Annotated in this window: 19 protein-coding genes; 8 read left to right on the forward strand and 11 right to left on the reverse strand. The window is 67.0% G+C overall.

The window, feature by feature from the left end; translation table 11 throughout:
• Positions 1-9 precede the first annotated feature (9 nt).
• On the forward strand, positions 10-768 hold the full coding sequence (locus H0P51_RS25925; RefSeq protein ID WP_180915650.1) for a LamB/YcsF family protein: 759 nt from the start codon (positions 10-12) through the stop codon (positions 766-768).
• Positions 768-1,697: an MBL fold metallo-hydrolase gene (locus H0P51_RS25930; protein ID WP_180915651.1), complete on the forward strand. Its 930-nt coding sequence runs from the start codon at positions 768-770 to the stop codon at positions 1,695-1,697. Before H0P51_RS25925 ends, H0P51_RS25930 begins: the two co-directional genes overlap by 1 nt.
• Positions 1,698-1,799: 102 nt before the next feature.
• Here H0P51_RS25930 and rlmB read toward each other — a convergent pair whose 3' ends face one another.
• The 5 genes from rlmB to carD are packed head-to-tail and all read right to left on the reverse strand — an operon-like array spanning position 1,800 to position 5,848.
• Positions 1,800-2,729 (reverse strand): 23S rRNA (guanosine(2251)-2'-O)-methyltransferase RlmB, encoded by a 930-nt coding sequence (gene rlmB / locus H0P51_RS25935; protein WP_180915652.1) that lies wholly within the window; start codon positions 2,727-2,729, stop codon positions 1,800-1,802.
• The gene (gene cysS / locus H0P51_RS25940; RefSeq protein ID WP_180915653.1) at positions 2,730-4,136 is read right to left on the reverse strand and encodes a cysteine--tRNA ligase; all 1,407 of its coding nucleotides are present in this window, start codon (positions 4,134-4,136) and stop codon (positions 2,730-2,732) included.
• 37 nt (positions 4,137-4,173) lie between these two features.
• Positions 4,174-4,653, reverse strand: a complete 480-nt coding sequence (gene ispF / locus H0P51_RS25945) for a 2-C-methyl-D-erythritol 2,4-cyclodiphosphate synthase (RefSeq protein WP_180915654.1) — start codon at positions 4,651-4,653, stop codon at positions 4,174-4,176.
• Complete coding sequence (ispD, locus tag H0P51_RS25950; RefSeq protein WP_180915655.1) at positions 4,650-5,342, reverse strand: 2-C-methyl-D-erythritol 4-phosphate cytidylyltransferase; 693 nt, start codon at positions 5,340-5,342, stop codon at positions 4,650-4,652. Before ispD ends, ispF begins: the two co-directional genes overlap by 4 nt.
• A gap of 17 nt (positions 5,343-5,359) precedes the next feature.
• Positions 5,360-5,848: an RNA polymerase-binding transcription factor CarD gene (gene carD / locus H0P51_RS25955; RefSeq protein WP_007166539.1), complete on the reverse strand. Its 489-nt coding sequence runs from the start codon at positions 5,846-5,848 to the stop codon at positions 5,360-5,362.
• 341 nt (positions 5,849-6,189) lie between these two features.
• Between carD and H0P51_RS25960 the strand changes: the two genes are divergently transcribed.
• From H0P51_RS25960 to disA, 3 genes are read left to right on the forward strand one after another with little or no spacing between them, the layout of a single operon-like run.
• A complete protein-coding gene (locus tag H0P51_RS25960) occupies positions 6,190-6,762 on the forward strand; it encodes a copper chaperone PCu(A)C domain-containing protein (protein WP_180915656.1) in 573 nt (190 codons plus the stop codon).
• Positions 6,763-6,810: 48 nt separating this feature from the next.
• Positions 6,811-8,232, forward strand: coding sequence for a DNA repair protein RadA (gene radA / locus H0P51_RS25965; RefSeq protein ID WP_180915657.1), 1,422 nt, complete (start codon positions 6,811-6,813; stop codon positions 8,230-8,232).
• A gap of 30 nt (positions 8,233-8,262) precedes the next feature.
• Positions 8,263-9,339 (forward strand): DNA integrity scanning diadenylate cyclase DisA, encoded by a 1,077-nt coding sequence (gene disA, locus H0P51_RS25970; protein WP_180915658.1) that lies wholly within the window; start codon positions 8,263-8,265, stop codon positions 9,337-9,339.
• Positions 9,340-9,420: 81 nt separating this feature from the next.
• Here disA and H0P51_RS25975 read toward each other — a convergent pair whose 3' ends face one another.
• Both H0P51_RS25975 and H0P51_RS25980 read right to left on the reverse strand, forming a co-directional pair.
• The gene (locus tag H0P51_RS25975) at positions 9,421-10,230 is read right to left on the reverse strand and encodes a hypothetical protein (protein WP_180915659.1); all 810 of its coding nucleotides are present in this window, start codon (positions 10,228-10,230) and stop codon (positions 9,421-9,423) included.
• An 89-nt stretch (positions 10,231-10,319) separates the two neighbouring features.
• Positions 10,320-10,943: a carbonic anhydrase gene (locus tag H0P51_RS25980; RefSeq protein ID WP_180915660.1), complete on the reverse strand. Its 624-nt coding sequence runs from the start codon at positions 10,941-10,943 to the stop codon at positions 10,320-10,322.
• Between H0P51_RS25980 and H0P51_RS25985 the strand changes: the two genes are divergently transcribed.
• Positions 10,942-11,853, forward strand: coding sequence for an HhH-GPD family protein (locus H0P51_RS25985; RefSeq protein WP_180915661.1), 912 nt, complete (start codon positions 10,942-10,944; stop codon positions 11,851-11,853). The two genes, H0P51_RS25980 and H0P51_RS25985, sit on opposite strands and share 2 nt — an antisense overlap.
• Positions 11,854-11,857: 4 nt before the next feature.
• Here the strand turns inward: H0P51_RS25985 and H0P51_RS25990 are convergent, their stop codons facing one another.
• Complete coding sequence (locus tag H0P51_RS25990; protein WP_180915662.1) at positions 11,858-12,628, reverse strand: alpha/beta fold hydrolase; 771 nt, start codon at positions 12,626-12,628, stop codon at positions 11,858-11,860.
• Between the two features lie 14 nt (positions 12,629-12,642).
• Between H0P51_RS25990 and mhuD the strand changes: the two genes are divergently transcribed.
• On the forward strand, positions 12,643-12,960 hold the full coding sequence (mhuD, locus tag H0P51_RS25995; protein ID WP_180915663.1) for a mycobilin-forming heme oxygenase MhuD: 318 nt from the start codon (positions 12,643-12,645) through the stop codon (positions 12,958-12,960).
• Complete coding sequence (locus H0P51_RS26000; protein ID WP_180915664.1) at positions 12,935-14,305, forward strand: serine hydrolase; 1,371 nt, start codon at positions 12,935-12,937, stop codon at positions 14,303-14,305. Before mhuD ends, H0P51_RS26000 begins: the two co-directional genes overlap by 26 nt.
• A gap of 313 nt (positions 14,306-14,618) precedes the next feature.
• Here the strand turns inward: H0P51_RS26000 and H0P51_RS26005 are convergent, their stop codons facing one another.
• The 3 genes from H0P51_RS26005 to H0P51_RS26015 are packed head-to-tail and all read right to left on the reverse strand — an operon-like array spanning position 14,619 to position 16,125.
• The gene (locus H0P51_RS26005; protein ID WP_180915665.1) at positions 14,619-15,155 is read right to left on the reverse strand and encodes a histidine phosphatase family protein; all 537 of its coding nucleotides are present in this window, start codon (positions 15,153-15,155) and stop codon (positions 14,619-14,621) included.
• Positions 15,152-15,895, reverse strand: a complete 744-nt coding sequence (locus H0P51_RS26010) for a CbtA family protein (protein WP_180915666.1) — start codon at positions 15,893-15,895, stop codon at positions 15,152-15,154. The genes H0P51_RS26005 and H0P51_RS26010 overlap by 4 nt, the downstream gene beginning before the upstream one ends.
• A gap of 20 nt (positions 15,896-15,915) precedes the next feature.
• The gene (locus H0P51_RS26015) at positions 15,916-16,125 is read right to left on the reverse strand and encodes a CbtB domain-containing protein (protein WP_180915667.1); all 210 of its coding nucleotides are present in this window, start codon (positions 16,123-16,125) and stop codon (positions 15,916-15,918) included.
• Between the last annotated feature and the right edge of the window lie 179 nt (positions 16,126-16,304).

Below are 16,304 nucleotides of genomic sequence, written 5' to 3' on the forward strand. Positions count from 1 at the left end.
GCTGGCGCAGTGACCCGCATCGACCTCAACGCGGACTTGGGTGAAGGATTTGGCGCCTGGCAACTCGGTGACGACGACGCCATGCTCGAGCTTGTCACCAGCGCCAATCTGGCCTGCGGCTTCCACGCCGGTGACCCGGCCGGGCTGCTCCGAGTATGCCGGTCGGCAGCCGAACGCGGCGTATCCATCGGTGCGCAGGTCGGCTACCGCGATCTTGCCGGATTCGGCAGAAGGTTCATCGACGTCGCGCCCGAGGACCTACTCGCCGACGTGGTGTACCAGATCGGCGCGTTGCGGGCACTCGCACAGGTTGCCGGCTCAGCAGTGCGCTATGTCAAACCTCATGGCGCACTTTATAACTCGATTGTGAGCCACCGGAACCAGGCCGCGGCCGTCGCAGCGGCGGCGCATCAGGTGGACCCCTCGTTGCCGGTGGTTGGCATGACGGGATCGGTGTTCTTCGAAGAAGCCGACCGGCTCGGATTACGCACCGTCGCCGAAGCATTCGCCGACCGTGCCTATACACCCGACGGCCGGTTGGTCTCCCGCCGCGAACCGGGCGCGGTGTTGCACGATCCGGCGATGATCGCCGAGCGGGTATTGACAATGGTCACCTTGGGAGAGGTGGCGGCCGCCGACGGCACAACGGTCAAAGTTAACGTGGAATCGATTTGCGTGCACGGTGATTCACCAGGCGCGGTACAGATTGCGGCCGCCGTACGCGACAGACTCGAATCCGCCGGCCTCGTTCTGAAAGCGTTCTGCTGATGCGCCTCAAACTGGGCCGCCCCAACCTAGCAAACTATGCAGAACGCTTCGACGTACCTGTTGCAGAACATGATTCGCCACTTTGCGCAACCTGGTTGGGGGTAGCCAGCCTGCTGCTCGACGACGGCGCTTCGGCACTGATGACCGACGGCTACTTCTCCCGCCCGGCACTGGCTCGGGTGGCGGTCGGCAAGGTCGCACCGTCGACGGCACGGGTGGACGGTTGCCTGGCCCGGGCGAAAGTATCCCGGCTGGCCGCAGTGATTCCCGTCCACACCCACATCGACCATGTCATGGACTCCGCCCTGGTGGCCGAACGCACGGATGCTCAGCTGGTCGGTGGCGAGTCGGCCGCCAATATCGGCCGGGGACACGGACTTTCCGAGGACAGGCTCGTCGTCGCAGTCTCTGGCGAGCCAATAAATCTGGGCGCGTTCGAGGTTACGTTGATCGAGTCCCATCACTGTCCGCCCGACCGATTTCCGGGCGTCATCGACGCGCCGGTGGTGCCGCCGGTGCGGGCGTCCGCGTACCGCTGCGGCGAAGCGTGGTCCACACTGATCCTGCACCGCCCCTCCGGCCGGCGGGTGTTGATCCAAGGCAGTGCTGGATACGTCCCTGGAGCGCTGCGGGGCAGGCGTGCCGACGTCGTCTACCTGAGCGTGGGCCAACTGGGTGTCCAGCCGCGGTCGTATCTCGTCGATTACTGGAACGAGACGGTCCGCGCCGTGGGGGCCCGGTGCGTCGTCCTCATCCACTGGGACGATTTCTTCCGCCCACTGTCAAAGCCGTTGCGGGCCTTGCCGTATGCCGGTGACGACTTGAACGTCTCGGTCCAGGTGCTCGACGAATTAGCTGCGCAAGACGGAATCGCCGTGCACCTGCCTACGTTATGGCGACGCGAGGATCCCTGGGTTCAGCCGGGCTGACCGCGGTGACTCGCGCTCGGATGGGAGCCGCAGCAACCACCTTCGATGTAGGACCGCACCGCCTTGAGTTGCCTCCAGTACGGGAGCGGATGCTTCGGTGGGTTAGCGCCTGCGCTGGCGCGCGATTTCGGCGAGTACCACCCCGGCGGCCACGGCGGCGTTCAGCGACTCGGTCTGACCGGCCATCGGGATGGACACCACCTCGTCGCAGGTCTGGCGTACCAGGCGGGATAGGCCTTTGCCCTCCGAACCGACCACTACCACGATCGGGTCGCTGCCGTCGAGATCGTCGAGCACCGTGTCACCCTCGGCATCCAGGCCGACCACCCGAAGCCCACGGTCGGCCCAATCCTTCAGCGTCCTGGTCAGATTGGTCGCCCGGGCTACCGGGATCCGCGCTGCCGCCCCGGCGCTGGTGCGCCAGGCCACCGCCGTCACCGAGGCCGACCTCCGTTGCGGAATGACCACGCCGTGTCCACCAAAAGCCGCGACTGACCGCACGATCGCACCCAGGTTGCGCGGGTCGGAGATGTTGTCCAGCGCGACCAACATTGCGGGCGGCGATGCAATGGCGGTCGCAACCAGGTCGTCGGGATGGGCGTAGTTGTAAGGCGGCACCTGTAACGCGATGCCCTGGTGCAGATGATTGGCCGTCATCCGATCCAGGTCGCCCCGTGGCACCTCCAGGATTGGGATACCGGAATCGGCTGCCCGAGAGACGGATTCGGTAAGTCGCTCATCGGCCTCGGTACCCAACGCAACGTAGAGTGCGGTCGCCGGAACCCCGGCCCGCAGGCATTCCAGCACCGGGTTACGACCGAGCACGGTCTCGGCTTCGTCGACCCGCTTGGATGAGCGCGTCGGCGCGGGCTTGGACCGTTTGGCGGCCGGATGGTTGGGCCGCATATGCGCCGGCGGTGTGGGACCACGGCCTTCCAGGGCGCGGCGCCGCTGGCCACCCGAACCGACGGTCGGCCCTTTCTTGCTGCCGGACTTACGGATTGCCCCCCGGCGCTGCGAGTTGCCGGCCATCTATTTGCCGTCACCGCTTAGCGTCCACTGCGGCCCGTCTGCGGTGTCGGTTACCTCGATGCCGGCTTGCTTGAGCCGGTCCCGAATCTCGTCGGCCAACGCCCAGTTGCGCTCCGCACGAGCCTTCTGCCTGTTCTCCAACTCGGCCCGTACCAGCACGTCCACCGCGGCCAGCGCGGCCAGTGTCTCGTCCTTGGATTCCCAGCGCTCGTCGAGCGGGTCACAGCCCAGAATGCCCATCATCGCGCGAATCGAGGCCGCGCTGCGCAGGGCACCCTCATGGTCCCCGGCGTCCAGTGCGCGGTTTCCTTCGGCCCGGGTCTGGTGGATCTCGGCCAGTGCTGCCGGCACAGCCAGGTCGTCATCCAGGGCCGCGGCGAATCGCGGCGTCCATTCCCCGGGGCACACCGCGCCCACCCGACTGCGCACCCGGTGCAGAAAATCCTCGACACCGACGTAGGCGTTGACCGCGTCCTGCAGCGCTGTCTCGGTGAACTCCAGCATCGAGCGGTAGTGCGCGCTGCCCAGGTAGTAGCGCAGTTCGGCAGGACGCACCCGTTGCAGCATTGCCGGAATGGCCACCACGTTGCCCAGCGACTTGCTCATCTTCTCGCCACCCATGGTCACCCAGCCGTTGTGCAACCAGAAGCGGGCGAACCCGTCCCCCGCCGCGCGGCTTTGGGCGATCTCATTCTCGTGGTGCGGGAAAATCAAATCCATTCCACCGCAATGGATATCGAACTCGGGGCCCAGATAGGTACGGGCCATCGCCGAGCATTCGATGTGCCAGCCCGGACGTCCACGGCCCCACGGCGACGGCCAGGACGGCTCGCCCGGCTTCTCGCCCTTCCACAGGGTGAAGTCACGCTGGTCACGCTTGCCGGTGGCCACTCCCTCGCCCTGGTGGACGTCGTCGATCCGGTGCCCGGATAGCTGACCGTAGTCGGGATAGCTGAGGACGTCGAAGTAGACATCCCCGGCCGCAGCGTAGGCGTGACCGGTTTCGATCAGGCGTTGCATCAATTCGATCATCTGGGTGATGTGGCCGGTCGCCAGCGGTTCCGCTGAGGGGGGCAGCACATCCAGGGCGTCGTAGGCCGCGGTAAACGCCCGCTGATGGGTCGCGGCCCATTCCCACCACGGCCGGCCGGCCGCTGCCGCCTTGTTCAGGATCTTGTCGTCGATGTCGGTGACGTTGCGGATGAAGGCGACGTCATATCCGCGGGCCATCAGCCAGCGGCGCAGGATGTCGAACGCCACCCCGCTCCGGACGTGGCCGATGTGCGGTAGCCCCTGAGGGGTGGCGCCGCACTGATAGATCGAGACGTGCCCGGGCCGCAGCGGTTGAAAATCGCGCACGGCGCCGGTCGCCGTGTCATGGAGCCGCAGGACAGCGCGATCGGTCACGACGTGCCAGCTTACTGCCTAGGCCCGGCGGCACGATTCAGCGGAGCGGTATCACCATCGCGGTCGCAATGGCTGCCAGGCCCTCGCCACGCCCGGTGAGACCCAACCCGTCGGTGGTAGTGGCCGCCACCGATACCGGCGCGTTAAGCAGTCGGGACAGCACCGCCTGAGCCTCCAATCGGCGCCAACTGATCTTCGGACGGTTGCCGATCACCTGCACCGCCGCATTGCCCACCCGGTATCCCTCCGCAGCCAGCAGCTTGACCACGTGCCGCAGCATGTCGGCCCCGCTGACTCCCTGCCAGCGCGGATCGTCGACGCCGAATACCCCGCCGATGTCGCCGAGTCCGGCAGCCGAGAGCACCGCATCGCACAGCGCATGCACCGCCACGTCACCGTCGGAGTGGCCGGAGCACCCGTCGGCGCTCGGGAACAGCAGGCCCACCAGCCAGCACGGCCGCCCGGGTTCGATCGGGTGAACGTCAACACCCAGGCCCACCCGAGGCTGCTGCATCACGGGCGCACTATCGACTTAGCCAGCAACAAGTCGAGCTGGGTGGTGATCTTGAACGCCAACGGGTCGCCGTCGACTACCTGGATCTGACCGCCGATCTGCTCCACCAGCGCTGCGTCGTCGGTGAAATCGGTGGCCCCCGTCCGCGCCAGGGCCTGTTGATACGCGCGCAACAGCACGTCGGTGGCGAAGCCCTGGGGCGTCTGCACCGCCCGCAACCCGGCCCGTTCGGGCGTACCCAGCACCACCCCGTTGGCGTCCACGGCTTTGACGGTGTCCGCGAGGGGCAACCCCGGCACGACGGCGTCGTGGCCTGCCCGCAGCGCCTCGACCACGCGCACGATCAACGACGGAGGCGTCAGCGCGCGCGCCGCGTCGTGTACCAGTACGAACTGTGGACGCGGTTCGGAAATCGCCGACAGCGCCAGCTTCACCGATTCGGTACGACTAGGACCACCGGCGACGATTGTGGCGGAATGGCCGAGTATCAATTTGGCTTCATCGGTGCGGTCGGGGGGCACCGCGACGATCACATCGTCAACTACGCCCGACGCCTTCAGGCCCGCGACGGCCCGCTCGACCAGCGACTGCCCCTCGAGTTGATAGAACGCCTTGGCCACCCCCGCAGCCAACCGTTCACCCGACCCCGCGGCCGGAACAACCGCAACAGCGTTTCCGCTGCCCGCGCTCACTCAGAGCCCCGGGCTATTCAGGAGGCGGCAGCCAGAACCTCGTCCAAGATGGTCTCGGCTTTGGCGTCGTCGGTGCTCTCGGCCAACGCCAGCTCACCGACCAGGATCTGCCGTGCCTTGGCCAGCATCCGCTTCTCGCCCGCCGACAGGCCCCGCTCCTGGTCACGCCGCCACAGGTCACGCACGACCTCGGCAACCTTGTTCACGTCGCCGGACGCCAGTTTCTCCAGGTTGGCCTTGTATCGACGCGACCAGTTGGTGGGCTCTTCGGTGTGCGGAGCCCGCAATACCTGGAAAACCTTGTCGAGACCTTCCTGGCCTACGACGTCGCGCACGCCCACGTACTCGGCGTTGTCGGCAGGGACACGAACGGTCAGGTCGCCCTGGGCGACCTTCAAGACGAGATACTCTTTTTGCTCCCCTTTGATGGTTCGAGTTTCGATCGCCTCGACTAACGCGGCACCGTGGTGTGGATATACAACGGTGTCGCCGACCTTGAAGATCATCTGATTCGAGCCCCTTTCGTTAACTCAGTCTAACACGCGGGACCGACGCGTGCGGATCAACGGTGCAGGTCAGGGGCATGCCACGCGCACATTAGGGGTTGACAGGCGGGCTCTGACGTGCAGGGGGACCAGCTCTGGCGTCGCATTCGGCCCCGGTGCACGGGCCCGAATCCGCCCTAAAAGAATAGCTGGTCGAGCGGGCCAGATTTCAGCGGGGACCGGCGCGCAAGCCGGCGCGGATCGCGCGACGGCAACGTCGGGTGTCCCGCCGCTACCGCGGACGGTACCTTGCTACTACTGTGCATAGTTGACATTCAGGGTTGAGCAGCAGGAGGCATTGAGTGAACCGCTTGAACATCCGCCTGCCGTTCCGCCTGGCCAGGCTCGCCGCCTCGGCGGCGGCCGTGGGCGTGGCCACGGCCGTGCTGACCGGCTGCGGAACCGGTCAGATCGCTCAGACCGCGGCGCAGGAGCCCGCCGTCAACGGCAACCGGATCACCATCGGCAACTTGGCGCTGCGCAACATTCGCATCCAAGCCACCCAGACCGGTGACTTCCTGCAACCCGGCCGCACCGTGGACCTGTCCTTCGTGGCGGTCAACAATTCGGCGGACGTCAACGACCGTCTCACCGGCATCACCAGCGATGTCGGCCCCGTGACCCTGTCCGGTGACGCGAAATTGCCGGCCGGCCGGATGCTGTTCGTCGGGGCGCCGGAGGGTCCGGCGGTGGCGCCGGGACCCCCGGGGCCCAACGGCGCGGCCAACGCGACGGTCAACTTGTCCAAGGCGATTAGCAACGGTCTCACCTACAAGTTCACCTTCAAATTCGAGAAGGCCGGCGAGGGCAGCGTCGAGGTGCCCGTTGCGGCCAACTCGGAACAGCCGCGCCAACCCGGACCCAACCACTCCTAGCGGCCTGTCGTCGCCCGGCCTGTCAGACCCCGGGGATACGGTCACGACGTGGCCAACGCGCGCTCGCAGTTCCGCTGCTCGGAATGTCACCACGTCAGCGCCAAGTGGGTGGGGCGGTGCATGGAATGCAGCAGCTGGGGCACTGTCGAAGAGGTCGCCTTACTCGCCGCCGTCGGCGGCGGACGTCGCTCGGCGCCCACCGGATCGCAGGCGGTGCCGATCAGTTCCGTCGAGCCCAACCTCAGCCGGCATCGCTCCACCGGAGTCGACGAACTCGACCGGGTCCTCGGCGGCGGGGTGGTGCCGGGATCGGTAACCTTGCTGGCCGGCGAGCCCGGTGTAGGCAAGTCGACGCTGCTGCTGGAGGTGGCGCACAGCTGGGCGCAACGCGGACAGCGAGCCTTGTACGTCTCCGGCGAGGAATCCGCCGGACAGGTGCGGCTGCGCGCCGACCGCATCGGCTGCTGTGGGGCCGCCGGATTCGACGAGGTCTACCTGGCCGCTGAGTCCGACTTGCACACCGTTCTGGCGCACATCGACACGGTGCGGCCGGAATTGGTCGTCGTCGATTCGGTGCAGACGATGTCCACCAGCGAGTCCGACGGCGTGGCCGGCGGCGTCACCCAGGTGCGCGCGGTGACGGCCGCGCTGACGGCTGCAGCCAAGACCAAGGGCGTCGCGATGATCCTGGTCGGGCACGTCACCAAGGACGGGGCGATTGCCGGCCCGCGTTCGCTCGAGCACCTCGTCGATGCCGTCCTGCATTTCGAAGGCGACCGCACCAGCTCCCTGCGCATGGTCCGCGGCATCAAGAACCGCTTCGGCGCAGCCGACGAAGTCGGGTGTTTCCTGTTGCACGACAACGGGATCGAGGGTGTCGCCGACCCGTCGCACCTATTTTTGGACCAGCGTCCGACGCCGGTTCCCGGCACCGCAATCACCGTGACCCTGGACGGCAAACGCCCGCTGATCGGGGAAGTCCAAGCCCTGCTCGCCGTCCCGAACGGCGGTTCGCCACGAAGGGCCGTCAGCGGTATCGACCACTCCCGGGCCGCGATGATCACCGCGGTCCTGGAAAAGCACGGCCGGCTCAAACTCGGTGCGGTCGAGATCTACCTTTCCACCGTCGGTGGCATGCGATTGACCGAGCCGTCGTCGGATTTGGCGGTCGCCGTCGCGTTGGCCTCGTCCTACACCGGGATGCCACTGCCCACCACCGCGGTGGTGATCGGAGAGGTCGGGCTAGCGGGCGACCTACGCCGCGTCCACGGCATGGAACGACGGCTGGCCGAAGCCGCCCGGCAGGGCTTCACCGTTGCGCTGATCCCGCCGGGCTGCAAGGAGATCCCGGCCGCGATGCGGGCGTTGAGCGCGGCCACCATCGGCGAGGCGCTGCGCCACATGGTCGACATCGCCGAACAGCGCGACCCCACCGGCGCGGAGTCGTATCGGCTCGACAGCGCCCACTAGGGGTCCCGCTTCGCTGCGCGGCGTAGCAGAATGCACGCTGTGACTCGTCCGACCCTGCGTGAGGCCGTCGCCCGCCTGGCTCCCGGAACCGGGCTGCGCGACGGCTTGGAGCGCATCCTGCGTGGCCGCACCGGCGCCTTGATCGTCCTCGGGCACGATGAGAACGTCGAGGCCATCTGCGACGGCGGTTTCGCGCTCGACGTGCGCTATGCGCCGACCCGCCTGCGGGAACTGTCCAAGATGGACGGCGCGGTGGTGCTGTCCACCGACGGCAGCCGCATCGTGCGGGCCAATGTTCAACTGGTTCCGGATCCCTCGATTCCCACCGACGAATCGGGCACCCGGCACCGCTCGGCCGAGCGGTCGGCAATCCAGACCGGATACCCGGTGATCTCGGTCAGCCACTCGATGAACATCGTGACCGTCTACGTTGCCGGCGAGCGCCACGTGCTGACGGACTCGGCGACCATCCTGTCTAGGGCCAATCAGGCCATAGCGACCCTGGAGCGTTACAAGACCAGGCTCGACGAGGTGAGCCGGCAACTGTCCCTCGCCGAGGTCGAAGACTTCGTCACGCTGCGGGATGTGATGACGGTGGTACAGCGTCTCGAGCTGGTCCGCCGCATCGGGTTGGCGATCGATTATGACGCCGTAGAACTGGGCACCGACGGACGGCAGCTGCGCCTGCAGCTGGAGGAATTGCTGGGCGGCAACGACACCGCTCGCGAGCTCATCGTGCGCGACTACCATGCCAACCCCGAACCGCCGTCCAAGACCCAGATCGCGTCCACGCTGAGCGAGCTGGATGCACTCTCGGACAGCGACCTGCTGGAGCTGACCGCACTGGCCAAGGTTTTCGGCTATCCGACCACCGCCGAAGCCCAGGACTCAGCGCTGAGCCCGCGCGGCTACCGCGCCATGGCCGGCATCCCCCGGCTGCAATTCGCCCACGTCGACCTGCTGGTCCGCTCGTTCGGCACCCTGCAGGGGCTGCTGGCCGCCAGCGCCAACGACCTGCAGTCGGTGGACGGGATCGGTGCCCTGTGGGCCAGGCATGTGCGCGAAGGGTTGTCGCAGTTGGCGGAGTCGACGATCGCCGACCACTAGACCACTTTCTGCGAGCGTGACCAGGCTGCGATCTCCGGCGCCGAACTTTGTGGCGGTTTTACCTACGCCGGCTGCACGAAGTTAGCCGCCCTGGGCCGGCGGAGCTTCCGGTGGTGGCGCCTGGGCGGGCCCCGGTGCGGGCACCGGCCCCGGTGGCTGCGGCGGCTGGTTGAGCACGAACGGGACCGGCTGCGAACGCAGGTTCCCCAGCTGCACCACCAGGTTGTAGGTGCCCGGTCCGATCGCCGGACGCGGCAACGGGCACTTGGGTGCCGAGCCCATGCCGGTCCAGGTGACCGCGGTAGTCACCTGCTCGCCCGGTGTGAACGTCTTGACCAGTGTCTCGTTGGAGGGCGCGCAGTCCAGGTTGGACCAGAGACGCTTGTTGTCCAGCGAGTAGACGTAGGCGGCTAGCACGGCTGCACCGACGTCGCGCTTGCAGGACACCAGCCCGATGTTTGTCACCACCATGGTGAATTTCGGCTGGTCACCGATGTAGTACTGGGGCGCGTTGGTCAGGCCCTTGACGGCCAGCGTCGAATCGGGGCAGTCGTCGCCGTCCTTGAGAACGGGTGGTGGCTGCACCGCGGCCGTTGGGGTGGGCGACTCCGGGTTAAGGGTCCCCGGGGGTGCGCCGGGAGCCGGCGGCGCGGTCTGCCCAGCCGGTTCGGGGCTGGCTGGAGCGCCGGACGCCGGCGACGGGCCAGCCCCTTGGTGCCCCTGGGCCGCGGTGGCCTTGTTCGCGGGCTTGGAGCCCGAGCTACTGCTGACGACGGCGATGACGACGGCGACGGCGATACCGATCACGACGGCCGCGATGCCCAGGGCAAGCCCCCTGCGGCGCCAATAGATCTCGGTGGGTAGCGGGCCCCGCGGTTCTAGATCCAGCACGTTCACACCGTAAGGCCAGGTCACACCGACTCGGCTGACCCGCCTCGGCGTGTCGTCAGGTTGGTCGGTCAGCGGTCGTGTAGTGACGGTCAGGCTTGGTCGCCGATGTCACCGATGTGGTCGACCAGAGCTGCCTTTCCGTCGGCGAGTTTGTAGGTGACCCCGGCAAGGGCGAGGCTCCCCGCATCGACCCGCTCCGCGATGGCCGAGGAGCGCGACACCAACTGCGCCAGTGTCTCGCTCACGTGCCGCGCTTCGAACTCATCGACGCGGGTCAGCCCCTCGCGCCGGCCCGCCAGCACCGACGGAACGACCCGCTCCACCACGTCCCGGACGAAGCCGCCCGGAATCTCGCCCTCATCCAGGGCAGCAATGGTGGCCTTGATCGCGCCGCAGCTGTTGTGGCCGAGCACCACGATCAACGGCACGTTAAGAACCGCAACGGCGTACTCGATCGAGCCCAGCACCGCGGAATCGATCGCCTGTCCGGCAGTGCGCACCACGAACACGTCGCCGAGGCCCTGGTCGAAGATCAGTTCAGCAGCGACCCGACTGTCTGCGCACCCGAAAATGACCGCGGTAGGCTTCTGCCCGCCGGCCAGGCTGGCTCGGTGGTCGATGCTTTGGCTGGGATGCACGGGCTTACCCGCGACGAATCGCTCGTTACCCTCTTTGAGTGATTTCCAGGCGCTTATCGGGTTGCTGCTAGGCATGGCACACATTGTGCCGCAAGGAACCGTGGCCGTCTCCCAAAACATATCGGCCACAAATCTGCTCGCCTGGTACCGCAGTTCGCGGCGGGACCTGCCCTGGCGGGCGCCTGGCGTCGACGCCTGGCAGATCCTGGTCAGCGAGTTCATGCTGCAGCAGACCCCGGTCGCACGGGTGCTGCCGATCTGGACGGAGTGGGTGCGCCGCTGGCCCACCCCATCGGCAACCGCGGCGGCCACCGCTGCGGACGTGCTGCGAGCGTGGGGCAAACTGGGCTACCCGAGGCGAGCTAAGCGTCTGCACGAGTGCGCAATCGTAGTCACGCGCGAGCACGACGGCGTGGTTCCCGACGATGTCGAGGTGCTGTTGACGCTGCCGGGCGTCGGAAGCTACACGGCGCGGGCGGTGGCCTGCTTCGCCTATCGGCGACGGGTACCGGTGGTGGACACCAACGTGCGGCGCGTGGTGGCCCGAGCAGTGCACGGTCGCGCCGACGCGGGCTCGCCGTCGGCCACCCGCGACCATGCCGACGTTGCCGCGCTGTTACCGAATGACAAACGCGCGCCGGAGTTTTCGGTGGCCCTGATGGAGCTGGGTGCAATGGTGTGCACGGCGCGAGCACCGAAGTGCGGCCTGTGCCCGCTTGATTCCTGCGCCTGGCGCCAGGCTGGCTACCCGCCAGCGACCGGCCCCGCCCGCCGGGTCCAGACGTACGCCGGTACCGACCGTCAAGTCCGCGGCCGACTACTCGATGTGCTGCGTGACAACAACTCTCCGGTCACGCGAGCCCAGCTCGACGTGGCGTGGCTGACCGATACCGCGCAACGGGACCGGGCACTGTACTCATTGCTGGCTGACGGCCTGGTGACACAGACCGCCGACGGCCGTTTCGCGCTGGCAGGCGAGGAATAGCCAGCTAGTCCAGTCCGCTCACGAAGGACTCGACCGCGCGCCGATATACTTCTGGCGCATCGTCGTGCACCAAATGGCCGGCCCCGGGGACATGCAAATACGTTGACGCCGGCGATAGTTCGTGCATCCGTCGCATCTGCCCCGGCGGCGTTACCGAAACGCCTGCCTCGATCAGCAGCGCCGGTGCACGCACCGCCCGCCACTGCGACCAATAATCGCGGGTACCCCATTGCGCCGCGATCTCGATCCAGCGCGCCGTATGCCCGTGTAAGCGCCAGCCGCTGGCGGTGCGATCGAACGCTTCCAGGAAGTACTGCCCGGCAACCGGCCCGAACTCGGCGAATACCCGCTCAGCAGAATCGAATTCGACGGGAAGAGCGTGCAGCCAAGGCTCCCACGGTCCCGTGGTCCGCCCGACGAAATCCGGCGCCATGTCCTCCACCACCAGCGCCCTGACCAGTTCCGGCCGCTCGGCGGCCAGGCACCAGGAATGCAGGCCCCCCATCGAATGCCCGACGAGCGTGACCGGCGCCCCCAGCCCACTCACCGTGTCGCCCAGATCGGTAACGAAGCGCTCGGTGCTGATCGGGTGCGGGTCCTCGACGTCTCGCCCGCGGTGCCACGGCGCGTCGTAGGTGTACACCGCGCCCAACCGAGTCAACCACGGCAGCTGACGTGACCAGGTCGTTCCCCGGCCCATGAGCCCGTGCACCAGCACCAGGGGCCGGCCCCCTCCGCCGCGATGGGTCAACAGATCGGTCGGCATCCGTGGCACGGTAACCTAACGGAATGCCAGTGGTGAAGATCAACGCAATCGAGGTGCCCGCCGACGCTGGCCCGGAGCTGGAGAAGCGGTTCGCTCACCGCGCTCACGCGGTGGAGAATTCCCCCGGGTTTCTCGGATTCCAGCTGCTGCGTCCGGTCAAGGGTGAGGACCGCTATTTCGTGGTTACGCACTGGGAGTCCGAAGAGGCCTTCCAGGCCTGGGCCAGCGGACCCGCCATCCACGCGCACGCCGGGGAGCGGGCCAACCCCGTGGCAACCGGCGCGTCGCTGCTGGAATTCGAGGTTGTGATGGACGTTGCCGGGAACGCGAAGGCTGAATAGCCGCCTTAGTCCCCGGCGTGCCCGGGTATTGGCGACGAGCACCGCGGCGGCGCTGGTGATGGCACTGGCGCCCGGATGCACCGCCTCACCCACCCCGTCGGCGAACGCGGCCAACGTCGGGCATCGGATCGACACCACGACTCCACCGGGTCTGCGGGCGCAGCAGACCATGGACATGCTCAACTCCGACTGGCCGATCGGCCCGGTCGGAGTTGGCACACTGGCCGCACCCGACAAGGTGGACGCGGTAGAAGCCACCATGGAAAGTCTGTGGTGGGACCGTCCGTTCACCCTCGAGGGCGTCGACGTCGGCGCCAGCGTGGCTACCCTGCACCTGACCTCCTCCTACGGCGCGCGCCAGGACATCCGGATCCATACCGACGAAGCCGGCCGGGTCGACCGCTTCGAACTTGAAACGCAACCGCCACCGACGATCAACGCCTGGCGTGACATTGATGCCGTGCTGAGCAAGACGGGAGCCCGCTACTCTTATCAGGTGGCCAAGGTCGACAACGGCCAGTGCACCCGGGTAGCGGGCACCAACACCGGCGAATCGCTGCCGCTGGCATCGATTTTCAAGTTGTACGTGCTGCACGCGGTCGCGACTGCCATCAAGAACGGGACCGTATCCTGGGACGATCAGTTGACGGTTACCGCCAAAGGCAAGGCAGTCGGCTCTTCTGGCTTGGAACTTGCTGTTGGCGAACATGTTTCGGTGCGTACGGCGGCCGAGAAGATGATCGCCACCAGCGACAACATGGCCACCGATCTGCTGATCGGCAGATTGGGGACCCACGCCATCGAGGAAGCGTTGGCCACCGCCGGTCACCACGATCCGGCCAGCATGACGCCGTTTCCCACAATGTATGAACTGTTTTCGGTCGGCTGGGGCCAGCCCGACCGGCGGGAACGTTGGAAAAACGCCTCCCAGCAGGAACGCGCCGCCCTACTAGAACAAGCGAATTCGGCTGCCTACGAACCTGATCCGACGCGCGCCCACACCCCCGCCTCCGCCTACGGCGCCGAGTGGTACGGCAACGCTGACGACATCTGCCGGGTGCATGTGGCGCTGCAGGCGGACGCCGTCGGCAAAGCCGCTCACGTCCGGCAGATTCTGTCCGCAGTCGCCGGCATTCAGCTGGACCGCACCATGTGGCCCTACATCGGCGCCAAAGCTGGTGGCCTACCCGGAGATCTGACCTTCAGCTGGTACGCCGTCGACAAGACCGGGCAGCCCTGGGTAGTCAGCTTCCAGCTGAACTGGCCACGTGACCACGGCCCGACGGTAACCAGCTGGATGTTGCAGATCGCCAAGCAAGCCTTTGCGTTGGTCGCCCCCAAGTAGGGGCCATACAGTTCTCACATCAACTCGGCCCAGGGGCCGCCGGCGGCTATGCGTTCGGTATGCCTGGCCGCGATTGGCTTGCCCACCATCCGGTGGAAAAATAGCGTGCACCTAACTCCGCGAAAGGGTTGGCGTTGTACGGGTCAGATCTGTTTGTGCACCGGCGCGTCAGGAACCAGCGGTTGTTGACCGCGATACTGACACCCGGGCAGTCGGCGATGCTACATTCCCGGCCGCGTCGACTGCTCCTGCATACGGTCCTCAACGCTGCCGTCGTCATCGGCTGCTGCATCGCAACAGAGCGCTGGCACAACTAGAGCCGCAGCGTCCAGCGCTGACCGCGAAAGTACAGCATGGTCCGGCTCAGCGGGGCAACATCGATGCGCCAGAACGACTTCGGCGGTATTTCCAGAGCCGTCAGCAGCGCGGCCCGGACCACGGCCGGATGCGTTACCGCCACCGTCCGAGCGGCCTCGGAGGTCACCGTGGCCAACCAGCCCCCAACGCGGTCGATGAGCTCGACAACGGTTTCGCCGCCGTGCGGCGCCTGGCCCGGGTCGGTCAACCACGTCTCCAAGTCGGCGGGGTGAAGGTCGGGCAGCGACGCCCCGCGCCACATTCCGCAATCCAGGTCAGCCAGCCGTGGTTCGATAACCGGTTGCAGCCCAAGTAGTTTCGCAGTTTCGCGGGTCCGCTGCTCTGGCGCGGCCAGCTGCCGGGTATTACCGCTCAGCCGCAGCGGCGCGACCTGGCCGCCGGCGCTGAGCGGCTCGTCGGCGGGAAAGCGTCCGGCCGCCATCGCGACCGTCATGGCGTGCGACACCAGGGTCAGCCGCGCCACCCCGCTCACGGCGCGGTGCTCGGAGCCTGCGTATCACCGGCATTGAGCGCCTGCCCGGCGAGCACGCCGAAGGCCAGGCCGATGCTCACCCACAGCACCAGTTGAGTGCCCAGCGAAACCAGCCTGAATTCGTAGAGGACGTCCGCGGGAAAGCCAGGCGGTGTCTCTGCCACCGACGGCAACACCAGCGCAATCAGCGCGACCGCTGCGGCGTAGGCGGCCACAGCCAGACAGCCGGCATTAAACGCCCCGAACCGCTTCCTCAGGCGCCTCGACAGCCGCACCGCAGCGATGGCCAGCACCACCGACGCCAGCACCAGTACCAAATACCACGAAGTGCGCGAACCGATGGTGTCCGCCTGACCGACAGCGGGCGGATTCGCCGGATATTTCAGAAACGGCACCAGATACGCCGCGACAAACCCGCCGACCGCCAGTCGAATCGAAAGTAGCTGCGGTGCAGTGTTTTCCGATCGTGGATAAACAACGCCGAACAATACCGCGAACAGCGCACCCAGCGCGACTCCGAAGAGCAGCACACCAAACCCCAACCCGGCGTTGCCCTGCACGCCGCGGGAGAATAGTTCGGCGCCGTGTTCGTGCACCCCCGGCGCCCGTTCAGCCCGGGCTTCCTCGAATTCCACCGCGCGGGAGATGACGGGCTCGGCGAACAGGCGGGCGAAAACGAACGCCAGCATCGCGCCGAGTACACCCGCCAGCAGCCCGCGCAGTATCAGACGCTGCTCCACCGGGTCAGGCCAGCCGCGGGTCAGTGGCAGGGGAACCCGAGCAGATGCCTTGCATCATGGAAGAATTCGTGCACATGTGTGTCGCTGCCGAACAGCGATACTGCGCCCTGGTCGATGCCGACGAAGTAGATCGCTAGCAGGGCCAGCACGACGGTGGCCGCCAGCCACACCGCTGCGCGGGCGCCCGACAGGTCAACCGATCCGGCTCGGGAGGTCTGCGAAGTGGCCACAATCAACTCCTTCTGGGATCTCGCGTCCCACAGTCACTGCTAGCGCGTGCTGAAATCGGGCACCAGGTCTGACTATCGACAGTGGCGCGACCGTTCTGGAGTTTCACCAGATTCCGGGTACCCGTCCGACAACAGTGGCCAGTGTAGACCCGCCCGCCAAAAGCAGCATCGGAGTAAGC

The sequence above is a fragment of the Mycobacterium vicinigordonae genome (assembly GCF_013466425.1).
GTDB classification, from domain to species: Bacteria; Actinomycetota; Actinomycetes; order Mycobacteriales; family Mycobacteriaceae; genus Mycobacterium; species Mycobacterium vicinigordonae.

Coding starts and splice junctions, on each gene's coding strand:
- rlmB (WP_180915652.1), bottom strand. CDS start 2,729: ATGGCCGGCAACTCGCAGCGCCGGGGGGCAATCCGTAAGTCCGGCAGC.
- carD (WP_007166539.1), bottom strand. CDS start 5,848: ATGATCTTCAAGGTCGGCGACACCGTTGTATATCCACACCACGGTGCC.
- H0P51_RS25985 (WP_180915661.1), top strand. CDS start 10,942: ATGGCACACATTGTGCCGCAAGGAACCGTGGCCGTCTCCCAAAACATA.
- mhuD (WP_180915663.1), top strand. CDS start 12,643: ATGCCAGTGGTGAAGATCAACGCAATCGAGGTGCCCGCCGACGCTGGC.
- H0P51_RS25930 (WP_180915651.1), top strand. CDS start 768: ATGCGCCTCAAACTGGGCCGCCCCAACCTAGCAAACTATGCAGAACGC.
- H0P51_RS25980 (WP_180915660.1), bottom strand. CDS start 10,943: ATGCCTAGCAGCAACCCGATAAGCGCCTGGAAATCACTCAAAGAGGGT.
- disA (WP_180915658.1), top strand. CDS start 8,263: ATGCACGCTGTGACTCGTCCGACCCTGCGTGAGGCCGTCGCCCGCCTG.